Origin of the sequence: Jannaschia rubra, from assembly GCF_001403735.1 — a bacterium.
Classification (GTDB): Bacteria; Pseudomonadota; Alphaproteobacteria; order Rhodobacterales; family Rhodobacteraceae; genus Jannaschia; species Jannaschia rubra.
Window position 1 is genome coordinate 1 of sequence record NZ_CXPG01000020.1, and the last position, 25,379, is coordinate 25,379.

Consider the following 25,379-nt stretch of genomic DNA (forward strand, 5'->3'; position numbering starts at 1 on the left):
AGCGGGTGCTGAGCGAGGCGGGCGCGGAGGACATGCGCAACCTGGGCACGCTGATGGCGGCGAACGACGTGCTGCCGTCGCGGATCGTAGCCAGCCAGTGGTGCCGCAACCAGCAGACGGTGGAGGCCCTCCTCGAAGGCTTCGACCGGGTGGACCCGGAGATTGCGGCGACCATGCCGGTCGCCTCCGACGCGGAGCTCAACCTGCTGCTGTCGCTGCAGGGCGCCCGAAGCACCGCCGCGCTGCGCGACCTGATCTCGGCCTGGGACGGCGACCCGGAGCGGTCGGGGCCGCTGCTGCTCGTCAGCCATTACACCAACATCGAGGAGCTGACGCAGTTCCGGGTGTTCGAGGGCGAGGTCCTGGTGCTCGACCCCGGGCGCGACAACCAGGTGCTGGGCTACCTGCGCCTGCGGTCGGCGGAGCCGGACGTGGGGCATTTCGCCGACGCGCTGGCCTCGCCGCTTCTCGACCGCAGCCGGGCGCTCGACATGCTGGACCGGTACTACGTGGCGCTGGACACCGGCGACGAGGATCTTCTGGCCGACATCCTCTCGGACCAATGGGTCATCCACGGAGGATCGCCGTCGCAGCCCGACCGGGACTCGGCCGGGTTCCTCGATGCGCTGTCGGGCCTGGCGCAGGGCCTCACGGACAGGACGCTGTCGGTCGACGACGTCTACCTCGCCGACGACGTCGTCACCGTGCGGGGCACGATCACGGGCCGCCACACCGGCCCGCTCTACGGCATTCCCGCGACCGGGCGGGAGGTCACCTTCGGCCACATGGGCGTCCACCGCATCGCGAACGGCAAGATCGTCGAGAGCTGGCAGATGCCCGACCGCGCGACCCTGATGGACCAGATCACCCGGGAGGAGTGAGCGACCGGCGGGATGCCACCCGCCCCCCGGGCATCATCGACGACGGCCGATCGCCCGATCGGCCCCGGACGACGGAGCATGGAATGGACGACGACATCGAGATCACCCGCGAGGAGAGCGAGACGAAGGGACGCTACGGCGCCCTCGTGGACGGTCACGAGGCCGAGATGACCTGGTCCCGCGCCGGCGCGGCGACGATCATCATCGACCACACCGCCGTGCCGGGCGCCCTGCGCGGCCGCGGCGTGGGCCAGGCCCTGGTGCGCCGCGCGGTCGAGGATGCCCGCGCCGAAGGCCGCAGGATCGTGCCCCTCTGCCCCTTCGCCCGCGCACAGATCGCAAGACACCCCCAATGGCAGGACGTGCTGGAAGGTTGATACCCGCACCCTGCGAACCATCCTGAAAGGACCAGGACCATGAGCTGGAGCCCCTGCCCCGACCCCGTCCCCGGCGACGTGGAAAGCGTGGACGCCGTCGAGACCCTGATCGTGCCGCGCGCGGTCGACCTGGGCGAGATGGAGGTGCGTCGCGCGCTGCCGTCCGTGAAGCGCCAGATGGTCGGGCCGTTCATCTTCTTCGACCAGATGGGTCCGGCGGAGTTCCTGACCGATCAGGGCATCGACGTGCGGCCGCACCCCCACATCAACCTCGCCACGCTGACCTATCTCTTCGAGGGACAGATCCATCACCGCGACAGCCTCGGCACCGATCTCGCCATCGAACCGGGGGCGGTGAACTGGATGAAGGCCGGACGCGGCATCGTCCACTCCGAGCGGACCGCGCCCGAGCGTCGCGCCACCGGTCAGCGCCTGTTCGGCATCCAGACCTGGATGGCCCTGCCCGAGCGCGACGAGGAGTCGGACCCCGCCTTCATGCATCACGGCAAGACCGACCTGCCCGTGGTCGAGGCCGAGGGCCTGAGCGCCCGCCTCATCGCGGGCTCGGCCTTCGGCGCGACCTCGCCGCTCGTGACCGCGTCCGACACGCTCTACGCCGACGTGACACTGGCCCCCGGCGCCCGCGCACCCATCGCCGCGAATGCCGAGGAGCGCGCGCTCTACACCCTCCATGGCCGGATCGACGTGGCCGGGGACACGTTCGAACCCGGCCAGCTTCTGGTGCTGCGTCCGGGCGACGAGATCACCGTCACGGCCCTGCCGGACGGCACGGGCGACCACGCGCGGTTCATGCTGTTCGGCGGCGCGCCGATGGACGGCCCGCGCTGGATCTGGTGGAACTTCGTCTCATCCCGCCCCGAGCGCATCGAGCAGGCCCGCGAGGAATGGCGGCGCGGCCGGTTCGAGACCGTGCCGGGCGACGAGGAGGACTTCATCCCCCTGCCCGAAGACCAGACCAAGGCACGACGCGCCGAAGGCGGCGTGCATTATCCGTGATCCACGTCCCGACCCTCTCGGCCGGGGCCAGGAAGGCGCAACACACGAAAGGCCCCGCAAGCGGGGCCTTTCTCGGTCTGCCAATCCGTGCGACCCCCACGGGCCGGGCCGGTCATTCGTTGACGGAATCCTTCAGCGCCTTGGCGATGGTCATCTTGACCACCTTGTCGGCGTCCTTCTTGAACTGCTCGCCGGTGGCCGGGTTGCGGACCATGCGCTCGGGGCGCTCACGGCACATGATCTTGCCGACGCCGGGAAGGGTGACGGCGCCGCCGTTCGACACTTCCTCGGTGATGATCGCGGTGATCGAGTCCAGCGCATTGGTCGCAGTCTTCTTGTCCGCATCCATCTTGTCGGCAAGTGCGGCGACGAGTTGCGTCTTGGTCATCGGTTTGTTGGCCATTTTCGGCTCCCCTTTCCCCGCAGGGATTTGTTGAGTTCGTCCGGACCTTAGACCACAGGATTGTCGGGTCACAAGATTTCAAAAGCAGCTTTTCCCCGGATTCCGGCGGAAATCGGCCTCAGAGAAAGGCCGTTTCCTCGAAACTGCGCAGTTTTCGGCTGTGCAGACGCTCCAGCGGCATGTCCCGCAGGTCCTCCATGGCACGGATTCCGATAAGGAGGTGCCGGCTGACCTGCGTTCGGTAGAAAGCCGAGGCCATGCCCGGCAACTTCAGCTCGCCGTGAAGCGGCTTGTCGGAGACGCATAGCAGCGTGCCATAGGGCACCCGGAAGCGGAACCCGTTGGCCGCGATGGTGGCCGACTCCATGTCGAGCGCCACGGCCCGGCTCTGCGACAGGCGCTGCACCGGGCCGGCCTGCTCCCGCAACTCCCAGTTGCGATTGTCGATGGTGGCCACGGTGCCCGTTCGCATGATGCGCTTGAGCTCGAACCCCTCGAGCGCGGTGACATGCTCGACCGCATCCTCCAGCGCCACCTGAACCTCGGCCAGCGCAGGGATCGGCACCCAGACCGGCAGGTCGTCGTCGAGCACGTGATCCTCGCGCAGGTAGGCGTGGGCCAGGACGAAATCGCCCAGGCTCTGCGAATTGCGAAGCCCGGCGCAGTGGCCCACCATCAGCCAGACATGGGGGCGCAGCACCGCGATATGGTCGGTGGCCGTCTTGGCGTTCGACGGGCCGACGCCGATGTTGACCAGCGTGATGCCCTGCCCACCCTTCCGCGTCAGGTGATAGGTCGGCATCTGCGGCAGCTTGGGCGGATCGACCATGGGCGCGTCCGGATCATCGGGCCCCAGCCGCTGGCCCATGGGCCCGACCAGCTCCTCATAGCCCGACGCGGGGTCGCGCAGCGCCTCGCGCCCGTAGGCCACGAATTCGTCGACGTAGAACTGGTAATTGGTGAACAGGACGTGGTTCTGGAAGTCCGACGGATCGGTCGCGGTGTAATGCGACAGCCGCGCCAGCGAATAGTCGATGCGCTGCGCGGTGAAGGGCGCGAGCGGCCGGGCGCCGTCCTCGTAGGTGAAGCCCACGCCGTTGACGATGGCGTCGTTGGTGCTTTCCAGGTCCGGCACGTCGAAGACGTCGCGCATCAGGAAGGGCAGGACGCCGTCCTGGGGCACCGAAAGCTCCGCATCGTTCAGGACGGCGAAATGCACCGGGATCGGCGTGCGCGAGAAGCCGATGATGACGGGCACGTCGTGCGAGGTCATCAGCAGGTCGATCTGCTGCGTCAGATAGCTGGCGAACAGGTCGGGGCGCGTGACGGTGGTGGCGTAGCGTCCCGGCTCGGCCACATGGCCGAAGGACAGGCGGCTGTCGGTGCGGCCGTAGCTGGTCGTGGTGATGCGGATCTCGGGGTAATAGGCGCGGAACCGGCAATCGGGCATCCCGCCCTCGATGGCGCGGGCGAATTCGCGCCGCAGGTAATCCGTCGACAGGTCGTAGAGGTGCCGCAGATGCGCCACCGCCTCGGCCGCGTCGGTGAAGCTGCGCGGGTCGGGCATGTCAGGCGTGCGAAGGGGGGCAAGGGTGCGGGTCATGGCGTCTCGATCAGGTCGGTGAGTTCGAATTTCGTGACATCCACCAGCCCCAGGTCGCTGATCCGCAACTCGGGGATCACGACGAGGGCCAGCAGGGAGTGCTGCATGTAGGCGTTGTTCAAGGTGCAGCCCGCGTCGCGCATCGCCTGCCCCAGCCGGTCGGTGCAGGCGGCCACCTCGGCGGCGGGCGCGTCGGACATCAGTCCCGCGATGGGCAGGGGCACCAGCGCCCGCTCCTTGCCATCCGCCCAGAATGTCACGCCGCCGCCGACCTCTGCCAGCCGGTTCGCGGCGCGCGCCATATCCTCGCGCGAGGTGCCGACGACGATCATGTGGTGGCTGTCGTGCGCCACGGTCGAGGCCATGGCCATCGGCCCCTCGTATCCGAACCCGGCGACGAAGGCGTTGACCACCCGGCCCGTGCCCCGGTGCCGCTCGACCAGCGCGATGTGGCAGGTGTCGTCCGCGCCCTCGATGGTGCCGTCCCGCACCGGTAGGTCGCGGCTCAGTGCGCGGGTGGGGGCCTGGTTCTCGACCACGCCGATCACGCGGACGCGCGCCTGCGACCCTTCGGCCACCACGGCAAAATCACGGGCCTCCAGCACGCGGCCCGGATGCACCGTATCGCGCGCGGCGGCGGGCCAGTCGAGGTGCGGACACTCCGCGACCAGCCGCCCGCCTTCGGCCACCGTCTGCCCCAGGGCGATCACGTGCTCGACGGGCAGGTCGCGCAGGTCCGACGTCAGGATCAGGTCGGCACGGCGGCCGGGGGCGATGGACCCGATCTCCCGCTCCAGCCCGAAATGGCTCGCGGTGTTGATCGTGCACATCTGAAGCGCGACAAGCGGATCGCACCCGCAGGCGATGGCATGGCGTAGCACCCGGTCCATGTGCCCGTCGTTCATCAGCGTCCCGGCCATGCAGTCGTCGGTGCACAGGACGAAGTTGCGCGGGTCCAGCCCCCGTTCGGTGACGGCGGTGATCTGGCTTTCGACGTCGTACCACGCCGACCCCAGCCGCATCATCGACCGCATCCCCTGGCGCACGCGGGCCAGGGCATCGGCCTCGCAGGTGCCTTCGTGGTCGTCGGCCGGCCCGCCCGCGGCATAGGCGTGGAACGCGGGGCCGAGGTCGGGCGAGGCGTAGTGCCCGCCGATCGTGCGCCCCGCCCGCGCCGTGGCCGCCATCTCGGCCAGCATCTTCGGATCGCCCGCCGCCACGCCGGGAAAGTTCATCATCTCGCCCAGCCCCACGATGCCGGGCCAGGTCATGGCTTCGGCCACATCCTCGGGCGTGATCTCGTGCCCCGTCGTCTCCAGCCCCGGGGCGGAGGGCGCGCAGGAGGGCATCTGCACGAACATCGAGCAGGGCTGCATCCGCGCCTCGTCGTGCATCAGACGCACACCCGCCAGCCCCATGACGTTGGCGATCTCGTGAGGGTCGGTGAACATGGTGGTGGTGCCGTGCGGCAGGACAGCGGCACAGAACCCCGCGGGCGTCAGCATCCCCGACTCCACATGCATGTGCGCGTCGCAAAGACCGGGGATCACATACCGACCTGCCGCGTCGATCACCCGCGTGTCCGGTCCGATGCAATGGCTTGCATCCGGCCCGACATAGGCAAACCGGCCGCGGGCGATGGCCACCTCCCACTCCAGCACTTCGCGCGTGTGGACGCAGACGACGCGTCCCCCGCGAACGACGGTCTCGGCAGGCGCGCGGCCGGCGGCGACGGCGATCAGGGTGGGGGCCGCTTCGGGCCAGGACGGCAGGGTGTCGGGAGTCATGGCGGAACGTCTCACGACGCGGCGGGGGGTGCAAGCGGCGGCGCAACCCGGATGCCCGATCGCGCGTTGCACGGGATGAAGCTGCCGGACCTCATCTACTATCCCGACGACCGCCCCGGCATCACTCGCCGGAAGGCCGGCACGGGCTGGTCCTATCGCGCCCCCGACGGCACCACCATCGACGATGCAAAGGAACGGGAGCGGCTGAACGCCCTGGCCGTGCCGCCCGCATATGTCGACGTCTGGATCAGTCCAGAGACGCGCGGCCACCTTCAGGCGACCGGCTACGATGAGAAGACGCGCAAGCAGTACCGCTATCACCCCGACTGGTCCGAGTGGCGCGCGCAGGAGAAATACGCCGAGCTTCCCGCCTTCGGGACGGCGCTGCCCGCGCTCCGGCGGCGCATCGCGCGGGCGCTCTCGGGCGAAGCGGGGGAGCGGGACTTCGCCATCGCCGCCGTGCTGCGCCTGATCGACCATACGTCGATGCGCGTCGGCTCCGAAGCCTACCGCGCCGAGAACGGGACCGAGGGGGCGACGACCCTGCGGTCGCGCAACCTGCGGATGGACGGCAAGGGACTGCGCCTAGACTTCACCGCCAAGGGCGGCAAGCGGGTGCGGCGGCAGCTGTCGGACCGGACGCTGCTGCGCGCGCTTCACGACCTGTCCGACCTGCCCGGCGCGCCGGTCTTCGAATGGATCGAGGAGGGCGAACGCCACACCGTCCAGGCCGACCATGTCAACGACTGGCTGCGCGAGGCGACGGGGCTGGAGGGGGCCACGGCCAAGACCTTCCGGACCTGGAACGGCTCCGTCGTCGCGCTGGAGGAGGCTATGAAGGCGGGCGAGGGCGTCACGATCAAGGCCATGTCGGAGGCCGCGGCGGAGGCCCTGCACAACACGCCGACCATCGCGCGCACCTCCTACATACATCCGCAGGTGATCGATCTCGCCGAGACATGGCGCGACCCCGCGGTGCCCGATGGCCCCGGCGGTCTGCGGCAGGCGGAGCGCGCCCTTCTGGGACTGATCGGTCAGGACAGATAGGGAATGTCCACCAGCGGAATGCCGATCCGGGTCAGGAACCAGTAAAGCCCGATCGCCGCGATGGCGACCGAGGCCGGGATGGCGATACGCCGCCGATACCAGGGCCGCGACCCGAACGGCAGGCCCAGCAGGAGGAACGCGGCGGCGATGACCGTGAGCTGCCCGATCTCGACGCCGAGGTTGAACGACAGGAGCTTGGCCAGGAAGTCGTCGCCCAGCCCGAATTCCGACAGGACGGCGGCGAAGCCGAGCCCGTGCAACAGGCCGAAGCCGAAGACGACCAGAAGCCGCGCGCGCCCGACCCGTCTGCCGCCGGGCGACAGGATGTTCTCGACCGCGACGAAGACGATGGAGAGCGCGATGAGCGGCTCGACCACCGACCCGGGCACGGCGACGATGCCCGTCGCCGCCAGCGCCAGCGTGACCGTATGTGCCAGCGTGAAGGCCGTGACTTGCCAGAGGAGCGGCCCCCAGGCGAGGCTGTAGAAGAACAGGCCCAGCACGAAGAGGATGTGGTCCAGCCCCTTTGGGATGATGTGATCGAAGCCGGAGGCCACATACCGCGTCACCACCGGGCCCGTGCCCGACAGGTCGGTCGCCACCAACGCGATGGCCAGCACCCCGAGCCCCCCTGCCGCAAGCGCGCCCAGCGGCGCGAGTCCCGTCATCCTCATGTCCAGTCCCCCTGTCGGTTCGCGATCGTTGGGACCACAGCCGCCCGGCGACCGCAAGCCCGCCGGACCCGCGTTGACGGCGACGGGCGCCCGGGGGTAATCCGATGCGGCACCTTCGGAGGGACCCATGGACAAGTTCGAGACCATCACCGGCGTGGCGGCGCCCCTGCCGCTGATCAACGTCGACACCGACATGATCATCCCCAAGCAGTTCCTGAAGACGATCAAGCGGTCGGGCCTGGGCGTGAACCTGTTCGACGAGATGCGCTATGGCGACGACGGGGAGGAATTGCCCGACTTCGTCCTCAACCGGCCCGCCTACCGCAACGCGCAGATCCTGGTCGCCGGCGAGAATTTCGGATGCGGGTCGTCGCGCGAACACGCGCCCTGGGCGCTGCTCGACTTCGGCATCCGCGCGGTGATCGCGCCCAGCTTCGCAGACATCTTCCATAACAACTGCTTCAAGAACGGCATCCTGCCCATCGTCCTGCCGCAGGATCAGGTCGATGCCCTGATGGACGATGCGCGCAAGGGAGAGAATGCACGCATTACCGTGGACCTCGAAAACCAGACCGTCACCACAACGGACGGCACGTCCTACCCGTTCGAAGTGGACGCTTTCAAGAAGCATTGCCTCCTCAACGGGTTGGACGACATCGGGTTGACGATGGAGAAGGCGCCGGCAATCGAAACGTATGAGTCGCGCTTGGGGCAGGACCGACCCTGGGTCTGACGTCAAGCACTTTAACATCATTCTATAAATCGTTGATCTTGCAAAGCCTTCCCGCCCCGCGGGAGGGTTTTGCGGCTTTCGGAACACACAAAATCGCCGATCGCCTTTCTGTTGCCAATCAGGTGCTTGCGAGACGAAGTTAAACAAGGCACGTTGGTGGCAACATTGAGGCAGCCGCCCCAACGAGGGCGGAGATTCTAAAACAGGACCCGCAAAAGGGTCCGACCGGCAAGGATCGACAGGCAGTGATATCGCAGCTTTCAGGTGCATGCATCCGAGCATTACTCATGGTGGCGATGGTCTTGACCCCATCGCTTCTGCTGCCGGAATCGAACCCGGAGATGACCGACGCCGCCGTCCTGATCGCATTGTTCGCAGCGGTCTTCGTGATCGTCGAATACGGCTCCACCTACCCGGGCCTGATCGAGTTCCGCGGCGCGCCGCCGTTCAATCGTGTCCGCTTCGCCACTCTGTTCGTCACACTCACCCTGATCTCGATCGCGCTGTCCTCGCGGCAGGAACCGACGGTCCTGTCGCGCCTGGTGTTGGCCGTGGGCGTCCTGCTGGGCCAGTCGATGGATTTCCCCCTGAGCCCCATCCGTCTGATCCTGTGGCTGCTGCCCGAAGGCACGACGCTGTCGCAGGTTCATTCGGTGCGGGCGGCGGTGGGTCTGGCCTATCTGACCGGACTCGTCGGGCTGACGGTCTTCGCCATCCTGATCCGGGTACGGGGCTGGCCCTCGCCCACCGGGTCGTTCAACGTCTGGATCAACCTGCCCACGTTCGATCCGACGGCGGGCGCCGACGTGGTCAAGCAACTGCGCCGCGACGGGGCCGTTAACATCCTGTTAGGGCTTCTGCTCCCATATGTGAGCCCGCTGGTTGCGATCCTTGTCGCACGCTCGCAGGGCGTCTCGATGCTGGACAGCGACCTGACCTTGACCTGGGTGATGTCGCTATGGGCCTTTTCTACCGTCTCGCTTCTCCAGCGGGGCATCGCAATGCGCCGGCTGGCACTGATGATCTCGCACAAGCGCCGCCGGATCGAAGCCGAGGACGGCCTGGCCGAGCCTGCCTTCCTGCCTGCCTGATCGCGCTCGCCATCGGGTTCTGCGCCGCGTCGGCGCAGGCCGAGACCATTCGCATCGCTGCCTATCATTCCGGACTGGGCCGCAAGGGGCCGGGCGTCATGCTGCGCGATCTGCGCGCCGCCCGCGACGACCAGGCGGAGGCCGCGCTGGCCGTCATCGCGGCCGCTGACCCGGACGTGATCCTGCTGCTCGACGTGGACTGGGACGTGGCGGGGGAGGGGCTGGCGACCTTGCAGGACAGGCTGGGCTATGACCATGCCCTTGCCCTGCAGCCCAATTCGGGCGTGCCCTCCGGCTTCGATCTCGACGGCGATGGCACCACGCATGAGGCGCGGGATGCGCTGGGCTATGGCCGGTTCACCGGCGACAGCGGGATGGCCCTGCTGTCCCGTCTGCCGCTGGGGCCGGCCAAGGACCTGAGCGCGACGCTCTGGGCCGACCGGGCGGAGACCGAGGGCCTGCTGCCCGAGGCGGCGCGCGGGGTGGTGCCGCTGGCCACGACGGCGCAGTGGGTCGTGCCGCTGGAGGTCGGCGACACGACGCTGACGCTGGTGACGATGGCGGCCGGCACCCCGGTCTTCGACGGGCCGGAGGATCGCAACGGCCTGCGGAATCGCGCCGAACTCGAACACGTCGCCGAACTCGCCCGCGAAGTCCCTTTGCCCGTCGTGCTGGGCCGCTCCAACCTCGACCCCGACACCGGGGAGGGATACCGCGACGCCATGCGTGCGCTGCTGGACCTGCCTGCGTTGCAGGACCCGATGCCGCGCGCGCCAGACGGCACCGACGACACCGTGGCATGGAGCGGGCCGGGCCCGATGCGCGTCGACTACGTCCTGCCCGCGCGCGACCTGACGGTCACGGGGTCGGGCGTCATCTGGCCCGGCGACGACGACCCCCTCGCCGCCGCCGCGCGCGACGCCGGCCCCGCGCGGCTGGTCTGGGTCGATGTCGCCCTTCCTTGACGGACGCGGGGTCACGGCTTACCCCGCTGGAAACCCCGCATCGAAAGGCCCCCCGACATGGCGAACCCCTCCCTCCTGATCCTGCCGGGCGACGGCATCGGCCCTGAAGTCATGGCCGAGGTGCGCCGGGTGATCGACTGGTTCGGGGCCAACCGGGGCCTGACCTTCGACGTGTCGGAGGATCTGGTGGGCGGCGCGGCCTACGACGCCCATGGCACGCCCCTGCACGACGACACGATGGCCAAGGCGCAGGAGGTGGACGCCGTCCTGCTGGGTGCCGTGGGCGGGCCGAAGTACGACGATCTGGATTTCTCGGTGAAGCCCGAGCGGGGGTTGCTGCGCCTGCGCAAGGAGATGGACCTGTTCTCGAACCTGCGGCCGGCGCAATGCTTCGACGCGTTGGCCGATTTCTCGTCGCTCAAGCGCGAGGTGGTGGCGGGCCTCGACATCATGATCGTGCGGGAACTGACCTCCGGCGTCTATTTCGGCGAGCCGCGCGGCATCCACCGCGAGGGGAACGAGCGTGTGGGCATCAACACCCAGCGCTATACCGAAAGCGAGATCGCCCGCGTCGCCCGGTCGGCCTTCGATCTCGCGCGCAAGCGGTCGAACAAGGTCTGCTCCATGGAGAAGGCCAACGTGATGGAATCCGGCATCCTCTGGCGCGAGGTCGTGCAGGAGGTCCACGACGCCGAATACCCGGACGTGGCGCTGACGCACATGTACGCCGACAACGGCGCGATGCAGCTTGTCCGCGCGCCCAAGCAGTTCGACGTGATCGTGACCGACAACCTGTTCGGCGACGTCCTGTCGGATTGCGCGGCGATGCTGACCGGGTCGCTGGGCATGCTGCCCTCGGCCTCGCTGGGCCTGCCGATGGCGAACGGGCGCCCGAAGGCCATGTACGAGCCGGTGCACGGATCGGCCCCCGACATCGCCGGACAGGGCAAGGCCAACCCCATCGCCTGCATCCTGAGCTTCGCCATGGCGCTGCGCTATTCCTTCGACGAGGGCGCGGCGGCCGACCTTCTGGAAGGCGCGGTCGAGAAGGTGCTGGCCGACGGTGTCCGCACCGCCGACCTGATGGGCCCCGACGGCGGGACGCCGGTTGGCACCACGCAGATGGGCGATGCCATCCTCGCCGCGCTCGACGCGGGCTGACAGCCGCACGAACCGCGCCCATGGCGCGCACGACCGGAGGGTTCCCGATGTCGGACAGAACGTCCCCGCTTTCGGGCATCCTGATGGCGCTCGCCGCCTTCGGCTTCTTCTCCATGCACGACGTGGCGGTGAAGCTGCTGGGCGGCGGCTACGCGACCTTTCAGATCGTGTTCTTCAGCGTGCTGCTGAGCTTCCCGCTGGTGATCTTCATGCTGCTGCGCGACCCGCAGCCGGGCACCCTGATCCCGCGGCATCCGTGGTGGACGGCGCTGCGGACTGCTTCGGCGGTGACGACGGGCACCTGCGCGTTCTATTCATTCTCGGTGCTGCCGCTGGCGCAGGTCTATGCGATCCTGTTCGCTTCGCCCCTCGTCATCACGCTGCTGGCGATTCCGATCCTGGGGGAAAAGGTCGGCGTGCATCGTGGCGCGGCGATCGTGGTGGGTCTGATCGGCGTCCTCATCGTACTGCGACCGGGCAACGTCACACCGGGCCTGGGTCATGCGGCCGCGCTGACGGCGGCGGTGTCCAGCGCCATGGCCTCGGTCATCGTGCGCAAGATCGGGCGGGAGGAACGGGCCGCCGTCCTGCTGCTCTATCCGATGGTGGGGAACTTCGTGTTGATGGGCGCGCTTCTGCCCTTCGTCTACCGGCCGATCCCCTTGCCGGATCTGGGGCTCTGGGCGCTGATGGCGGGGCTGGCCTTCCTGGCCGGACTCGCGCTGATCCAGGCGTACCGTCGTGCGGATGCGGTGCTTGTGGCGCCCATGCAGTACAGCCAGATCATCTGGGCCGCCCTCTATGGCTGGCTCTTTTTCAACGAGACCATCGACGCGGGCACGGCGGCGGGGGCGGCTGTCGTCATCGTCAGCGGTCTCTACATCGTGTTCCGTGAAGGGCGGGGCCGGTCGCGGAACTCGCCGGTCCTGCGGACCCGGTCGCGTCCCGAGACGGGGACCACGCCCCGCATCTCGCCTATGCTGGCCGAAAAAGACCGCAAGGTGCCGCAGGACCTGAGCGACCAGTCCGCGCCGCAATAGACGCTTGCATGGGCCCGATGGTGCCGATATGTGCCGCTGCACGGTCGGGCAGTGGCGCAGCCTGGTAGCGCACCTGCTTCGGGAGCAGGGGGTCGGAGGTTCGAATCCTCTCTGCCCGACCAGATTTCCGGTTTTGTCGATTGCAGAGATGTTCTGCCTTTCGGGGGTCTCTGTTGCGCAAATCAGTTGACGGCCAAGGGTCCTCTTTCCCCGGACACATTTATCCCACGGCTTCTGTGACGGGTATGCCACGGGCGGTGAAGTGGTTCATTGCGGCAACACGGAGCTGAAGCTCGGCAACCTGTCGGTCGGGGTCCCGTGCCATCAGCCTTTGACCGGGCAGTTTCATGCAGTGCATCCATCGACCGACAGAGTTATGCGAAGCATGATCCCGAGAGGCTCGGGTTCGGCACGACTTCGGCGGTGATATCCACTCCATCTCTGCCCATGCGCCCGGCCGAGGTGTCTCGACGGCCGCGGCGCCTCGTTGCCCGCGATGGCGCCTGCAGTGTCGGGCTTCCGGGGATTGGCGTTCTTGCGGGGCGGGACGACGGCATTGGCGCCCTCGTTAGCCCCTCTCATGCATGTAAACATGCGCTGCCGGGCAGTGGATGGCATCGTGGTACTTGCGCGTGTCGTAGGCGCCGTTTGCAGTGACGCTGCCGGTTTCCCACTCAGGCGGGATCCGGTCAAGAAGTCCCGGCAGCATGGAAGTATCTCCGATGTTGCTGCTGGTGAACTCCCTCTCAATGATTGCCTTGCAATCACCCGTCGGCAATGGACTGCCCGGGTTTCCAGTGTCTTTTCGTCGATACCGAGATGAACCTTGCGCCACACGCGGCGTTTGGAGCCGCGGTGCTTGCGCGCATTCCACTCACCTTCGCCTTTCACCTCCATACCGGTGCTATCGACCAGCAGGTGCAGCGGCCGCTGCGATCCCCGATACGGGATGTCCACGTTCAGCGCCTTTTGCCAGCGGCTGAGGGTGCTGAAATCCGGCGCCAGCCAGTCCGGCCCGCTCAGGCGCAGAAGACACTCCACCAAGCCGGTCGTCTGCCTGAGCGCCAGGCCGAACAGCACTTTCATCGCCAGGCAGGTCTGGATCGCAGCATCGCTTCAGGTGGGCTGTCGGCCACGTCTGCCGGTAGGCCTGGCCTTCAATGTCATCTCGGGATCGAACCAGATCGTCAGCGAGCCCCGGCGCTTGGGCGCTTCGTCATAGGCCCGCCAGTTCCTGGTCTTGTAGCTCGGGCGTGTCGGCCTGTTCATGACCTCCAACTACCACGCCCGATTCCCAGGATGAATCCCCAACTCGATCTGCGCAACAAATCCTGAGACAATCCCACTCGATCCGGTGCTGATCATCGTGTCACGCATCACGGGCACTGTCTCCTGTCCGGTAACAGTCGATTTCAAAGGGGGCTACTCGGAAACCCGGGCGGGGATCGTCTGAAACATGCAGCGCGTCATCAAGGCGCTGGCGGCTCACTGCTCCGCGTTGAAGGTGAAGACCTGCTCGCCGCCGACGCGGTAGCCGTCGATCAGGTCGCGGGCGGTGGCTGACACCAGCCAGTTCTCGACCGAACCGGCGGCATCGGCCTTCAGGTGATCGCCCTTGGCGGGGTTCACGGGCAGGTAGGCGTATTGGTTGAACAGCGCCGGATCGCCCTCGAACAGGATCGCCATGTCGGCCTTGTTGTCGAAGTTGAGCCAGGTCGCCCGGTCCGACAGGATATAGGCGCCCATCCCCACGGCGGTGTTGAGCGATGCGCCCATCCCCGCGCCGACGGGGCGGTACCATGTGCCCTCGGGCGCCATGCCCGCATCCTCCCAGAGCGCCAGTTCCGCCTTGTGCGTGCCGCTGTCGTCGCCCCGGCTGACAAACGAGGCTTCGGCTGCGGCGATGCGGGTCATGGCTTCGGGCGCGGTTCCGGCCCCCGTCACATCCGCCGGGTCGGCGACGGGGCCCAAGACGACGAAATCGTTGTACATGAAGGGCGTCCGGTGGGTGGCGTGACCCGCAGCGACGAAGGCCTCCTCCGCCGCGCGGGAATGGACGAGCACCGCATCGACGTCGCCCGCCTCGCCCAGACGCAGGGCCTGGCCGGTGCCGACGACGATCAGTTCCACATCCACGCCGGTCTCCTCGGCGATCCGCGGCACCAGGACTTCGGCCAGGCCCGAGTTCTGAAAGGACGTCGTGACAGCCATCTTCATGGTCTCGGCCGCGGCGACGATCGGCAGCAGGATCGACAGGGCGGCGGCGAGGAGGGGGATGCGGGTCATTCCAGGATATCTCCGTTCAGGAAGGCGCGGGCCTCGAGGGTGCGGGGGGCGTCGAAGAAGGCGTCGGCGGGGCCGCTCTCGTGGATGCGGCCATGAAGCAGGAAGATCACCTCGCGGGCAAGCCGCCGGGCCTGCCCCATGTCGTGCGTGGCCATGACGATGCGGGTGGTGGCGGCCGCGGAGAGCAGCATCCCCTCGATCCGGCGGGTGGCGGCCCCGTCGAGCGCGGCACAGGGCTCGTCCGCGAACAGGATCTCGGGGTCGGTGATGAGGGCGCGGGCCAGGGCCAGACGCTGCATCTCGCCCCCCGACAGCGACGGGGCGGACTGCGACAGGCGGTCGTCCAGGCCAACGCGCCGTGCGGCGTCCTCGGCGGCGGCGCGGGCCCGCGCGCGGGGGACGCCGCGCAGGCGCAGCGGGAAGGCCAGGTTCTCCAGCACCGACCGGCGCAGCGCCACAGGCTGCTGAAAAACATAGGACTGCCGCGTGCGGGCCGAGGCGTCGGGCAGGGCCCATTCCACGCGGCCCGCGGCGGGGCGCTGCAATCCGTGCATCAGCCGGAGAAGCGACGTCTTGCCGGATCCGTTCGGCCCGATCACCACCGTTGTGCCCCCCGCCGCGAGCGTCAGGTCGATGGGTCCCACCAGCGTCCGGCCTCGCCGGGCCAGCGTGGCCCCGGTCAGCCGCAGCGGCAGCACCGTCACCACCGGCCCCGCCGTTCCGTCCGCAGCGCCCAGTGGCTGGCAACCGAAACCGCAAGCGACAGGCCGATGAGGATGACGCCGAGGCCCAGGGCCAGCGCGAAATCGCCGCGCCCGGTCTCCAACGCGATGGCGGTGGTGAGCACGCGCGTCGCGCCTTCGATGTTGCCGCCCACGATCATCACCGCGCCGACCTCGCCGATGGCGCGGCCGAAGCCCGCCAGCGCCGCCGTCAGCAGCCCCCGTCGCCCGTCGATCAGCAACGTCGCGATCCGTTGCCACCGCGTGGCGTTCATCGAGATGAGCAGGTCGTGATAATCGGCCCAGAGGTCGCGCATCGCCTGATGCGCGATGCTGGCGACCAGCGGCGTGATGATGACCGCCTGCGCCGCGATCATCGCTGCCGGTGTGAACAACAGGCCCAGCACGCCGAGCGGCCCCGACCGCGACAGGAGCAGATAGACCACGAGACCCACGACCACCGGCGGAAGACCGATCAGCGCGTTCAGCGCGGCGATGGCGGCGCGGCGCAGACGGAAGCGGCGCACGGCGAGCCAGCCGCCCAGTGGCAGGCCGATGGCGCAGGCGATGGCCAGCGCGGTGAGCGTGACACCCAGCGACCGCAGCGTGATCTCGATGAGTTCCGGGTCAAGGGTCACGATCAGGTGCAGCGCACGTCCGAGCCCGGCCAGAAGATCCTGCATCCGCTCCACCCCCTTCCGCGCAGTTGGACCGGGGTGGCGCGCGGGTTCAACCCCCGCCGGCGCGTCAGAATCGGTTGAGCGCGACCGAGGCCCAGAGCCCCGCCTGACCCAGCGACCCGCCCCGGTGGATGCCGGTCCGCCGGAACGCGCTCAGCCGGGGGCGCAGCGGCCGGTCGCGCAGGGCGCGCACCTGGTCGAGCAGCGCCTGCGCCTCCGGCGTCACCAGGTCGCGGATCGCGTCGAGGTTGACCAGGTTCGCATCGGTCCAGTCGCGGTAGCGGCCCCGCACCATGTCGCGCATCCGCGACAGCGCGGCGACGGCCCCGCTGTTCGAGCCGATCAGGTTGGCGCCGTGCTGGCGGTAGAGAAGGCGCGGCACGTCGTCGAAGATCACCGCCCCCCCGGCGCCGGTCACGACCTGATAGATCCACCAGTCATGCACCGGAGTCGCGCGCAGCCGCCGGGCCGCCTGCCGCATGAGATCGGCGCCCGCACGGTTCAGCATCATGGTGTTGCCGCCCGCGAAGTTCCGCACCAGCGCGTGCCCGAAGGTGGGCGGAACGCGCAGGCCGCGCGACAGGCGGCGGCGGCCCAGGTCTTCGGTCACGACCCAGCTGCGACCGCCATAAAGGGCGGGGCGGTCCCGGGGCAGGGCATCGAGCGCGGCCATCGCCATCGCCGTCTTGTCGGGCAGCCAGACATCGTCCTGGTCAGCCAGCGCAAGATGCGTGGCACCCTCGGGCGCGATGGCCAGAAGCGAGGCGAAGTTGCGGCCGTAGCCGCGCCCCGGCCCCGCCACCACGGTCTGCATCCAGGGTGCGCCCGCCGCGAACCCGGCAAGGATGTCGCATGTGGCGTCGGTCGAGCCGTCGTCGCTGACCAGAAGGACGTCCGGGGGCCGCTGCTGTGCCGCGAGCGACTCGAGCTGGGCAGGCAGGAAGGCCGCGCCGTTCCGCGTCGCCAGGACGACGACAAGCAGATCCCGCGCTTCGGCCATGGTCATAGGATCGTCAGGTCGTCCGCCAGGCCCGCGATGGTTCCCAGACCGACGAGCCGGATGTGATCGCGTCCGCCGAAGTCGAACATCACGCCGTCGTCGACGATCCGCACGAAGGTGTCGACCACCGCCTGCACGTCCAACAGGCCGCCGGTCAGGGCGCGTCCGATCTCCATCCGGTCGATGCCGACTTCGTAGTCGCCGATGGAGTCGGGGCCGCAGCCGACCTCGAAGATGAAGGTGTCGGCGTCGCTGCCGCCGACCATGTAATCGCGCCCCGTGCCGCCGTTCAACCTGTCGCGCCCTTCGTTGCCGGCCATCCGGTCGTTGCCGTCCTCGCCGAAGATCACGTCGTCGCCCCAGGCACCGATGAGGCGGTCGTGGCCGGACCCGCCGTGGATCGTCGAATCCCCCGCGCCGTCATAGACGACGTCGCGCCCGTCGCCCGCAAGGAGGAGGTCGTCGCCCCCGCCGCCGATCAGGGTGTCGTTGCCCGCATCGCCCCATAGGCGGTCGTTCCCTTTCTCGCCCACCAGCCGGTCGTTGCCCGACCCGCCGTCCAGGACGTCGTCGCCGTCGCCGCCGTTCAGGATGTCGTTGCCGTCCGCACCCGAAAGGGTGTCGTGCCCCCGGCTGCCGATCAGGATATCGTCGCCGCCACGGCCCGCGATCAGGTCGTCCCCCCAGGAGCCGTTGATGATGTTCGCCCCCGCGTCCCCGCGCAGGTCGTCGTCGGCAAGCCCGCCGCGCAGGTCCTCGATGCCCAAGAAACGATCGCCGGCGGCATAGCCCGCGTTGTTGCGGTCGTCGGCCAGATCGGCGGTCAGGCCGCGCCGCGCGTCGATGTAGTCGGCCCGGTCTCGTCCCGCGCCGCCCCGCAGGTCGTCGGCCCCGGCCCCGCCCTGCAGGATATCGTTGCCGCGCATCCCCATCAGGACGTTGTTCCCGGCGTTGCCGACCAGCAGGTCGTCGCCGTCGCCCGTCACGATGTTCTCGACCGTGGTGCCGCCCGCGATGGTGAACCAGCGGTCGCCCGCGACCGTGACGGACCCATCGCGCCCCAGATCGGCCACGACGTCGCCCCGTACCGCCGACATGTCGATCCAGTCGGTGCCGCCGTCGGTGTCGGTCAGGCGGTCGCGCGCGCCGTCGCGGTCGCGGTAATACGCGAAGTCGTCGGTGAAGGTATGGACGTCGTTGGCCCCGGAGGGCGCGCCCCGCACTTCGACCCGGAAGTCGGTGAGGGTGCCGGTGTCGCCGCGCTCTGTATCGCGTACTTCGAGCCGCCAGGTCCCGGCCGACCCTTCGCCCATCAGGCCCGAGACCCCGAACTGCCAGTCGAGCGCGGTGACGGGCCGGCCGGAGGGATCGGTCAGGCCGGCCAACTCGTTCTGCATCAGCGTGATGCGCGTGCCTTGCGGAGAGATCAGCGTCAGGATCAGGTCGCCCACGTCCGAATGGGTGCCGGCGACGGTCACGGTGACGTGCTGGATCGCGATGTCGCGGTCGAGCGTCAGGGCGGCCGTGACCTGCCCCCGGTCGGGCACCGGCAGATCGCGCACGTTCGCACCGCGGAGGATGACGACGTTGCCCGAGGTTTCGGCCGGGCCGTGAACGACGGATCGCACTTCGGCCATGCGGACGGCGGCGAAGGCGTCGACCATGCCGTAGCCATAGCTGTGGTGCCAAGACAGGCCGCCGTTGTTCCAGCCGGTGGCCCCGTTGGCGAGCCAGGCCCCCTCCTCCCACCCCGAGGCCCCGCGTCCCATGGCGGAGCCGGTATGCGCGGCCGACAGCGCCAGAACCTCGCGGATGTCGCGCCAGCCGAGACCCGCGTTCGCGTCGAGCATCAGCGCGACCACGCCCGAGACCACCGGCGTGGCGGCCGAGGTGCCGCCGAAGTTGCCGATGTAATGGTCCGCGCTGTCGGACCCGCGCGAGCGGTCCGTCGTGACGGAGGCGGAGGGGGCGGCGATCAGGATGGCCGGACCCCAGTTGGAATAATACTGCACGTTCCCCGCACGGTCGGCCGCGGCGACCGACACGACCTCATGCATGTTGGAGAGCCCCTCGCCCGAGGCGTTGCCATGGAAGCCCATGTCCTCCAGCTCGAAATTGTTGTTCTCGTTCCCGGCCGCCTTGACCATGACGGTGCCAAGGCCGCCGCGTCCCTCCGCCGCGGCATGGCGGAACCCTGCGGCGTCGAACGTGCCGCCCAGCCGAAGGTCGACGCTCGCCTCATAGGTGCCGAGCGTCCCCCAGGAGTTGTTGACCACGTCGAACCGCGCCATGTGGCGAAGCACCGCCGCGTAGGACGTGCCGGACAGCCATTGCAGATCGTTGAGAAAGTCGACCCCGGTGATGCGCGCGTCGAAGGCCACCCCGACGCCGCCCCGCCCGTTCGCTTCGGCCGCGAGGATGCCCGCCACCGCGGTTCCATGCCCGTCCGCGGCCGTATTGGGCTGGCCGTCGTCGCGCAGTCTGCCGAAGGTGAAGTGCCGACCGGCGTCGTAGTTGTCGTCGAGGTCGCCGTGCCCGCGTTCCACACCGTCGTCGAAGATGCCGACGTTGACCCCGATGCCGGTGAACTCGTCCCAGACGGACCGGATGTCACCGATCAGGCCGAAGTGCCATTGGTCGGCGAGGAGCGGATCGGTGGGTCGCATGGTCATCTCCGGCGCGGCGTCGGGTTCGGAATACCTTGCCGGCTGTCGCCTGACGAGGGCGGATATTTGCAAATTACAGACAACGTGACCGGATTGTCCCGTCGCGCGTCACCGGCCCTCGCGGTCGAGCAGGCCGCGGGCGATGCGCACCCAGTGCCGGCTGTCCAGCTCGTCACGCCAGAGAATGTCGCCCGGAACCGCCGGGGGGCTGACTGCGAAGTCGGGCTGCTGCGGCTGCACCCGCGCCTCCAGCGCCTCGTTCAGGGGCGCGTGGGCCGCGGTCAGCGCGTCGTGTTCGGCGCGGGTGAACAGGCTGGTGGGGCGGTCGGGTCCGAAGGGCCGGGCGGCGGCCAGCGTGGCGATCAGGTCGTCCGGGATGGGGTTCGGCTCGGCCATGCGGGTTGCGATGAGGACGCAGAGCGGGTCGGCCGAGATGTTGGACTGCGCCGGGGGTGCCGGTTTCAGGTCTTCCGCCGTCAGGGATACGCCCGCCAGGCGCAGGAAGGCACCCAGCACGCCGCCGGACTCCCTGCGGATCGTATCGTAGTCGAGGAAGGTGATCCGGTCGGGCGGAAACCCTTGACGCAGGAGATCCCACACGCGGCCATGATCGAGCCAGAGGCCGGAGGCGAGCCCCGTGTCCATCGCCTTGCGGTAAAAGGCGGACCAGGGCGGCACGGGGGCCGATCTGGCCCGTTGCAGCCAGATGGATTGCAGGAACGCCGGCTGCTGGCGGACGGTATAGACCACGCGAACGGAGTCGAAGGGGTCGAGGCGGCGGGCGAGGTCGGCCATGTCGACGCGCCCCGTCTCGGCGCGAGAGAACACCTCGGCCGAAAGGAGGACCGTGCCGCGAAGGCCCGCGTGATCGTCGACGAAGCGGCGCCACAGGCCGTCCGGCCCGCCGGGACCGTAGTGGGCCGGCGGTACGCCGTCGACGTCGATCCAGGGGCCGGCCAGGATGTGATGGGCGGGATAATGGCGGATCTTCGGGTAGATCAGCCCATGGCGGGCCAGAAGGCCGCGGTTCAGCGAGAGCGTTCGTTGCAGGAAGCTGGTCGCCGTCTTGTGGGCGCCGATATGGAGGATCAGGTCGGCCATCGGTCAGGCAAAGCCCGCGAGGTCGCGGCAGAACGGCAGCCAGAACGCCTCGTCCATGCGGTCGCGCAGGACGGTGGCAGGCGCGACCGAGACGGGCGCCACGCGAAAGTCGGGCTGGCGGGGGGCCAGTCGCGCCTCCAGCCTGCGGTTCAGGGGAGAGTATTTCGCGTCGAGCGCGGACACTTCCCCCGCCGAGAAAAGCGAGGTCCGCTCCCCGCCGAAGACCTGCCGGACGTGGTCGTCGACGCGCTGCATGAGCGCCCTGTCGGCCCGTTTCGGCGCGGCGATGAGCGTGGCGGCAAGCGTGGCTACAGGGGCTACCGAGACGTTGGACCGGCCGTCGGCAAAAGGCTCCAGCGCGTCGGCCCCGATCGGTGCGCCGAGTTCGCGCAGGATCGCGCCGACGATGCCGCCCGGCCCGGCGCTTGCCACTTCATATGACAGGAAGCGGATCTGGTCGGGCGCAAACCCCGACAAGAAATGGTCGTGCAGCCGGAGATAGTTGAGCGTCAGGCCGTCGACATGCTGCGCCTGCATCGCCCGGTCGAGGAAGGCGTCCCATTCCATCGGCGCCCGGTCGTCCGCGATCTGCTGATACACCGATTGCACGAACCCCGCCTGATTTCTCAACGTGCAAAGGACGGTGACGTCGTCGAAGGGCGCGACGGTCGCGGCCAGTGCGGCCATGTCGACGATCCGGCCGTGCAGGCGGCTGAACTCCTCCGACGACAGGAAGACGGTGCGGTCGGAGACTGCGTGTTCCCCGACTATGGCGTCCCAGGCCATCGCGGCATCGGCCTGCGGCAGGCCGTAGGGCGCGGGCAGGTCGACCCATTTGCCCAGAAGGCCGTGATGGCCGCGGTTCAGCCCGATCTCCGGATAGACGATGCCGTGCTTCGCCAACAGGTCCGAGTTGCGGAAGAACAGGTCCTGGATGTGGGTGGTCGCGGTCTTATGCGTGCCCACATGCAGGACGATCCGCGACATCAGCCGTCCTCCGCGGGGGTGCAGACCTCGGCCAGGACGCGCAGGTAAGCGTCGCCGTATTGCTCCGACGGCTCCATCACGGCCTTTTCGGCCCATTCGTTCCAGGCGTTCACGAACAGCTCGCCGCGATAGCTTTCGGGCAGGCGCTCGACGCAGAGGTCGCGCAGCCAGCGGCGGAAGGCGCCCGGATTGGCGCCATAGGCGATGTGGGCCGAGGGGCCGCGCCGCGCCGTGTTGTCCCAGCCGGGCATGATGCCCGCGATGATCCGCGCAGGCAGATGCGCGAGATATTCGGCATCGGTGCTGCGCGTGGACAGGGTGGTATAGTCGTAGACCAGCCCGTCGAAGTTGCCGGGCAGGTCGAAGGGCAGGCGGTTGCCGTCGCGCCCGCCCCAGAGGAACTGGCCGTCGCGGACGAGGCCGTGGGGCGGCATCTCGACCCAGAAGTCGAACAGGTCGGCGGCAACGGGATGCTCGCCCTCGATATGGAACCGGACGGCGCCCAGCTCCACCTCGCCCACCCCCCGGTCGCGCCAGGTCTGCCGCATCTGCGCGACGGCGCCCGCCGGGTCGGTCATGTCCTCGGGGCGATAGATGACGAAACGGGGCCGCGTGCCATCGGGCCGCAGATAGCGCGGATCGGCGAAATAGGGCACGAGGCTTTCGGCCAGCGCGGCACCGAAGCCCGGGGCATAGGACTGCGGCATCAGAACGTCGCCCGACAGCCCGTCCCAGTTGCGCCGCCAGCTTTCGTTGGCCCAGCACAGGTAGAACGGGAAATCGACCTCGGGGCGGGCCAGCAGGTTGTCGATGGGCGCCTCCAGGATGCGGGCGCCGTCGAACCAGTAGTGATAGACGCAGAAGGCGTCGATGCCGTGGGCGCGCGCAAGTTTCGCCTGCGCCGCCATCGTGTCGGTCAGCCGCAGGTCGTAGAACCCCAGGTCGGACGGCAGGGCGGGCTGCCCATGCCCCGGCCATATGGCGCGTGCGCGCGTGACGTTGTGCCATTCGGTGAAACCCGGACCCCACCAGACGTCGTTCTGCGGCACCGGATGGAACTGGGGCAGGTAGAAGGCCGTCACGAGCCGCGGCCGGGGCAGGGCGTGTGGGGGGCGGATGCGGTCCAGATCGCTGGCCTGCAGGATCGTCATGCCGCAGGCTCGCGAGATATAGCCCAGGGCACGTTCCATCGCATGCGCCGTCGTGCCGTCGACCTGCGAATCCTCGGGGTCGAAGTCGCCCGGCGTCAGCGCCATGCCCCGCACCATGTCGAGGATCACGGGCTTCACCCAGTAGATCGACCCCGCAGGAAACGACAGGGCCGATGGGTCAGCCTCGCACTCGATCCGCCGCATCAGGTTCTCGGTCCGGGCCGCGTTCGACCCCCACCATTCGGTTCCCTTGTAGTGCTGCCCGTCGGCCACCCAGAAGGCGGCGTCGCCGTCTGCCAGAAAGCGGTCGAGCCGGTGTCGGACACGGTCGGGGTCGCCCAGGATGCCGTCGATCAGGTGCCTGCGCCAGATGTCTCCGTCCTGCCGGTGGGGGCTGCGCTTGGTGTGCAGCTTGCAGACGGTGGCATAGGGAGCGAGCGCACCGGCGTTCACCAGTGTGACGAAGGGCAGGATGTCGCGCCCCTGGTTGGGCACGTCGATGACCACGGCAGCCGGGAAATCGGCCCGGATCGCGGCCTGCACGTCGTCCGTCTCCTCCGCGAAGCGGACGACGGTCACGAACAGGTCGAAGTCGAAGGTCTGCCGGCGCAGGATCTCGGCGAACTCGGGCCACATCTCATGGTAATAAAGATGGACGACGACGGCGAAGCGCGCCGGCGGCTGCGGCAGGTCGATGGGGCGCAGGCGCGGCGCGGGCAGCGGGATGTGGTTGCGGTCGACGACCGGATCCAGCGTCTGGCGGCCCTCGGCCAGGCCGTGCGTGACGTAGTGACGGAACGGCCGCACCGCGCGGGGGTCCAGATCGGGGTTGCCGCGCAGATAGGCCGCAGGGGAAAACTCGGGATTCGGCCGCAGCCCCATCGCCTCGCCCCGCAGGATGTAGTGGCGTTCGGGAAACAGGCTGCTCAGCCAGTGCATCCGGGGATTGGTAGAGCGGTAGAACTGCCGGTCGAACAGGTTCGACCCCCGCACCGCGCGCAGATAGGCGCGGTCGTCCGCCCCGGGCACGAGCATGCGCGCCGCGGCGCGAAGGCGCGACAGGAATCGGTCATCCATATCCGGCTCCGGGCTGAAACACCGGGCGGGACTAACCCGCCCCGCACCGCCGATGCAACGCCGATCTGGCCTCAGCGCAGCACGATGTCCTTGTGGTAGTTGAGCAGGAAATAGAGCCCGAGAAGCCCCAGGAAGAACGACAGGCCGTAGACGTAGACCGGATCGACATGCACCGCGTCGTAGATGCCGTAGACCCCGCGCCGCATCTCGGAGGTGATGTGCATGAGGGGGTTCCACATCAACAGGTCGCGGAACCGCTCCGGCACGTTCTCGGGCAGGAAGATGATCCCCGATACGAGGAACACGGGCCGGTTCAGGACAGCCCAGACCCGTTCCCAGAGCGGATACATCGAGATGAGAAAGCAGTTCGAGACCCCCACCGCGACGCCGAAGGCGGTGGCCATGCCCAGCGCGTTGGCGATGGCCGACCAGGTCAGGATCGGGCGCAGGTCGAACCACCAGATGATGCCCGACATGATGATGGCCATGACCAGAAGCTGCGTGAACGCCGCCAGCAGGAAGCGCGCGACCAGCGCGTCGACGATGGTCACGGAGGGATATTCGAGGAGCTGCCGCGAATAGCGCACCGCCGACATGAGCGACCCTGCGACCGCACTGTAGAGCATGAAGACCAGAAAGCCCGAGGCATAGAAATAAGGAAAGTTGCTGCCCAGAAGCGGTGCGCGCAGCATGATCGAGAACACGAGGGTGAGCAGCGCCACGCCGGCCACCGGCTCTAGGATGGCCCAGATGTAGCCCCCGGGCGAGCGGCCGTAGGTCGAGCCCATCTCGCGCAGGATGAGGGCCGCGACGCTGCGGAAGAAGCGGAAACCCCTGGCGCGGCGCGGCAGGGCGGCGGATCGGATCATCGGGACGGCTCCGGCGAGTTGAACCATACGGTCTGGAATGATCCGACCGCTTTGGATAACC

22 protein-coding genes, 1 tRNA gene and 1 pseudogene are annotated in these 25,379 nt (G+C 68.7%); 10 read left to right on the plus strand and 14 right to left on the minus strand.

The annotated features are described in order from the left end of the window. From JAN5088_RS09635 to JAN5088_RS09645, 3 genes are all read left to right on the plus strand, one after another. The coding region (locus JAN5088_RS09635; protein WP_055682617.1) for an ester cyclase at positions 1-881 on the plus strand (881 nt) is incomplete at its 5' end. A gap of 83 nt (positions 882-964) precedes the next feature. Next, on the plus strand, positions 965-1,258 hold the full coding sequence (locus JAN5088_RS09640; RefSeq protein WP_055683303.1) for a GNAT family N-acetyltransferase: 294 nt from the start codon (positions 965-967) through the stop codon (positions 1,256-1,258). 39 nt (positions 1,259-1,297) lie between these two features. Further along, complete coding sequence (locus JAN5088_RS09645; protein ID WP_055682618.1) at positions 1,298-2,275, plus strand: pirin family protein; 978 nt, start codon at positions 1,298-1,300, stop codon at positions 2,273-2,275. A gap of 112 nt (positions 2,276-2,387) precedes the next feature. On the opposite strand, the gene JAN5088_RS09650 is transcribed toward JAN5088_RS09645, so the two are convergent. From JAN5088_RS09650 to JAN5088_RS09660, 3 genes are all read right to left on the minus strand, one after another. Further along, positions 2,388-2,678: an HU family DNA-binding protein gene (locus JAN5088_RS09650; protein ID WP_055682619.1), complete on the minus strand. Its 291-nt coding sequence runs from the start codon at positions 2,676-2,678 to the stop codon at positions 2,388-2,390. A 118-nt stretch (positions 2,679-2,796) separates the two neighbouring features. After that, the gene (locus JAN5088_RS09655; protein ID WP_055682620.1) at positions 2,797-4,281 is read right to left on the minus strand and encodes an AMP nucleosidase; all 1,485 of its coding nucleotides are present in this window, start codon (positions 4,279-4,281) and stop codon (positions 2,797-2,799) included. Further along, positions 4,278-6,068, minus strand: coding sequence for an adenine deaminase (locus JAN5088_RS09660; RefSeq protein ID WP_055682621.1), 1,791 nt, complete (start codon positions 6,066-6,068; stop codon positions 4,278-4,280). The genes JAN5088_RS09655 and JAN5088_RS09660 overlap by 4 nt, the downstream gene beginning before the upstream one ends. A 51-nt stretch (positions 6,069-6,119) precedes the next feature. Here JAN5088_RS09660 and JAN5088_RS09665 point away from each other — a divergent pair, with 51 nt between their 5' ends. After that, entirely contained in the window at positions 6,120-7,115 is a 996-nt protein-coding gene (locus JAN5088_RS09665; RefSeq protein ID WP_143114615.1) for a DNA topoisomerase IB, read from the plus strand. On the opposite strand, the gene JAN5088_RS19275 is transcribed toward JAN5088_RS09665, so the two are convergent. Next, a complete protein-coding gene (locus tag JAN5088_RS19275) occupies positions 7,103-7,789 on the minus strand; it encodes a HupE/UreJ family protein (protein WP_370736412.1) in 687 nt (228 codons plus the stop codon). The genes JAN5088_RS09665 and JAN5088_RS19275 overlap by 13 nt on opposite strands. A gap of 127 nt (positions 7,790-7,916) precedes the next feature. Between JAN5088_RS19275 and leuD the strand changes: the two genes are divergently transcribed. The 6 genes from leuD (at position 7,917) to JAN5088_RS09700 (ending at position 12,901) form a co-directional block, all read left to right on the plus strand. Continuing rightward, positions 7,917-8,522, plus strand: coding sequence for a 3-isopropylmalate dehydratase small subunit (leuD, locus tag JAN5088_RS09675; RefSeq protein ID WP_055682624.1), 606 nt, complete (start codon positions 7,917-7,919; stop codon positions 8,520-8,522). A 302-nt stretch (positions 8,523-8,824) separates the two neighbouring features. Further along, entirely contained in the window at positions 8,825-9,613 is a 789-nt protein-coding gene (locus JAN5088_RS09680) for a hypothetical protein (RefSeq protein ID WP_370736413.1), read from the plus strand. A gap of 98 nt (positions 9,614-9,711) precedes the next feature. Then, complete coding sequence (locus JAN5088_RS09685; protein WP_055682626.1) at positions 9,712-10,578, plus strand: endonuclease/exonuclease/phosphatase family protein; 867 nt, start codon at positions 9,712-9,714, stop codon at positions 10,576-10,578. A 57-nt stretch (positions 10,579-10,635) separates the two neighbouring features. Further along, positions 10,636-11,739: a 3-isopropylmalate dehydrogenase gene (gene leuB, locus JAN5088_RS09690; protein ID WP_055682627.1), complete on the plus strand. Its 1,104-nt coding sequence runs from the start codon at positions 10,636-10,638 to the stop codon at positions 11,737-11,739. A 47-nt stretch (positions 11,740-11,786) separates the two neighbouring features. Then, on the plus strand, positions 11,787-12,779 hold the full coding sequence (locus JAN5088_RS09695) for a DMT family transporter (protein WP_055683304.1): 993 nt from the start codon (positions 11,787-11,789) through the stop codon (positions 12,777-12,779). Between the two features lie 45 nt (positions 12,780-12,824). Next, a tRNA-Pro gene (locus JAN5088_RS09700) sits at positions 12,825-12,901 on the plus strand. 98 nt (positions 12,902-12,999) lie between these two features. Here the strand turns inward: JAN5088_RS09700 and JAN5088_RS09705 are convergent. The 10 genes and pseudogenes from JAN5088_RS09705 to JAN5088_RS09750 form a co-directional block, all read right to left on the minus strand. After that, positions 13,000-14,048, minus strand: a pseudogene (locus JAN5088_RS09705) (IS5 family transposase). Between the two features lie 216 nt (positions 14,049-14,264). Beyond that, positions 14,265-15,065 carry an ABC transporter substrate-binding protein gene (locus JAN5088_RS09710; protein ID WP_055682628.1) on the minus strand — a complete coding sequence of 267 codons (801 nt, stop codon included), beginning with the start codon at positions 15,063-15,065 and terminating at the stop codon, positions 14,265-14,267. Further along, positions 15,062-15,772, minus strand: a complete 711-nt coding sequence (locus JAN5088_RS09715; protein ID WP_143114617.1) for an ATP-binding cassette domain-containing protein — start codon at positions 15,770-15,772, stop codon at positions 15,062-15,064. The genes JAN5088_RS09710 and JAN5088_RS09715 overlap by 4 nt, the downstream gene beginning before the upstream one ends. Further along, positions 15,766-16,470: an ABC transporter permease gene (locus JAN5088_RS09720; protein ID WP_055682629.1), complete on the minus strand. Its 705-nt coding sequence runs from the start codon at positions 16,468-16,470 to the stop codon at positions 15,766-15,768. Before JAN5088_RS09720 ends, JAN5088_RS09715 begins: the two co-directional genes overlap by 7 nt. A 64-nt stretch (positions 16,471-16,534) precedes the next feature. Further along, on the minus strand, positions 16,535-17,473 hold the full coding sequence (locus JAN5088_RS09725) for a glycosyltransferase (protein ID WP_233489754.1): 939 nt from the start codon (positions 17,471-17,473) through the stop codon (positions 16,535-16,537). Continuing rightward, positions 17,470-20,133, minus strand: a complete 2,664-nt coding sequence (locus JAN5088_RS19550) for a S8 family serine peptidase (RefSeq protein WP_074962449.1) — start codon at positions 20,131-20,133, stop codon at positions 17,470-17,472. Before JAN5088_RS19550 ends, JAN5088_RS09725 begins: the two co-directional genes overlap by 4 nt. Before the next feature lie 108 nt (positions 20,134-20,241). Then, on the minus strand, positions 20,242-21,234 hold the full coding sequence (locus JAN5088_RS09735) for a sulfotransferase domain-containing protein (protein WP_055682631.1): 993 nt from the start codon (positions 21,232-21,234) through the stop codon (positions 20,242-20,244). A gap of 3 nt (positions 21,235-21,237) precedes the next feature. Then, a complete protein-coding gene (locus JAN5088_RS09740) occupies positions 21,238-22,221 on the minus strand; it encodes a hypothetical protein (RefSeq protein ID WP_055682632.1) in 984 nt (327 codons plus the stop codon). Continuing rightward, on the minus strand, positions 22,221-24,449 hold the full coding sequence (locus tag JAN5088_RS09745) for a glycoside hydrolase family 99-like domain-containing protein (protein WP_143114619.1): 2,229 nt from the start codon (positions 24,447-24,449) through the stop codon (positions 22,221-22,223). The genes JAN5088_RS09740 and JAN5088_RS09745 overlap by 1 nt, the downstream gene beginning before the upstream one ends. Before the next feature lie 71 nt (positions 24,450-24,520). After that, a complete protein-coding gene (locus JAN5088_RS09750; protein WP_055682633.1) occupies positions 24,521-25,318 on the minus strand; it encodes an ABC transporter permease in 798 nt (265 codons plus the stop codon). Positions 25,319-25,379 lie beyond the last annotated feature (61 nt).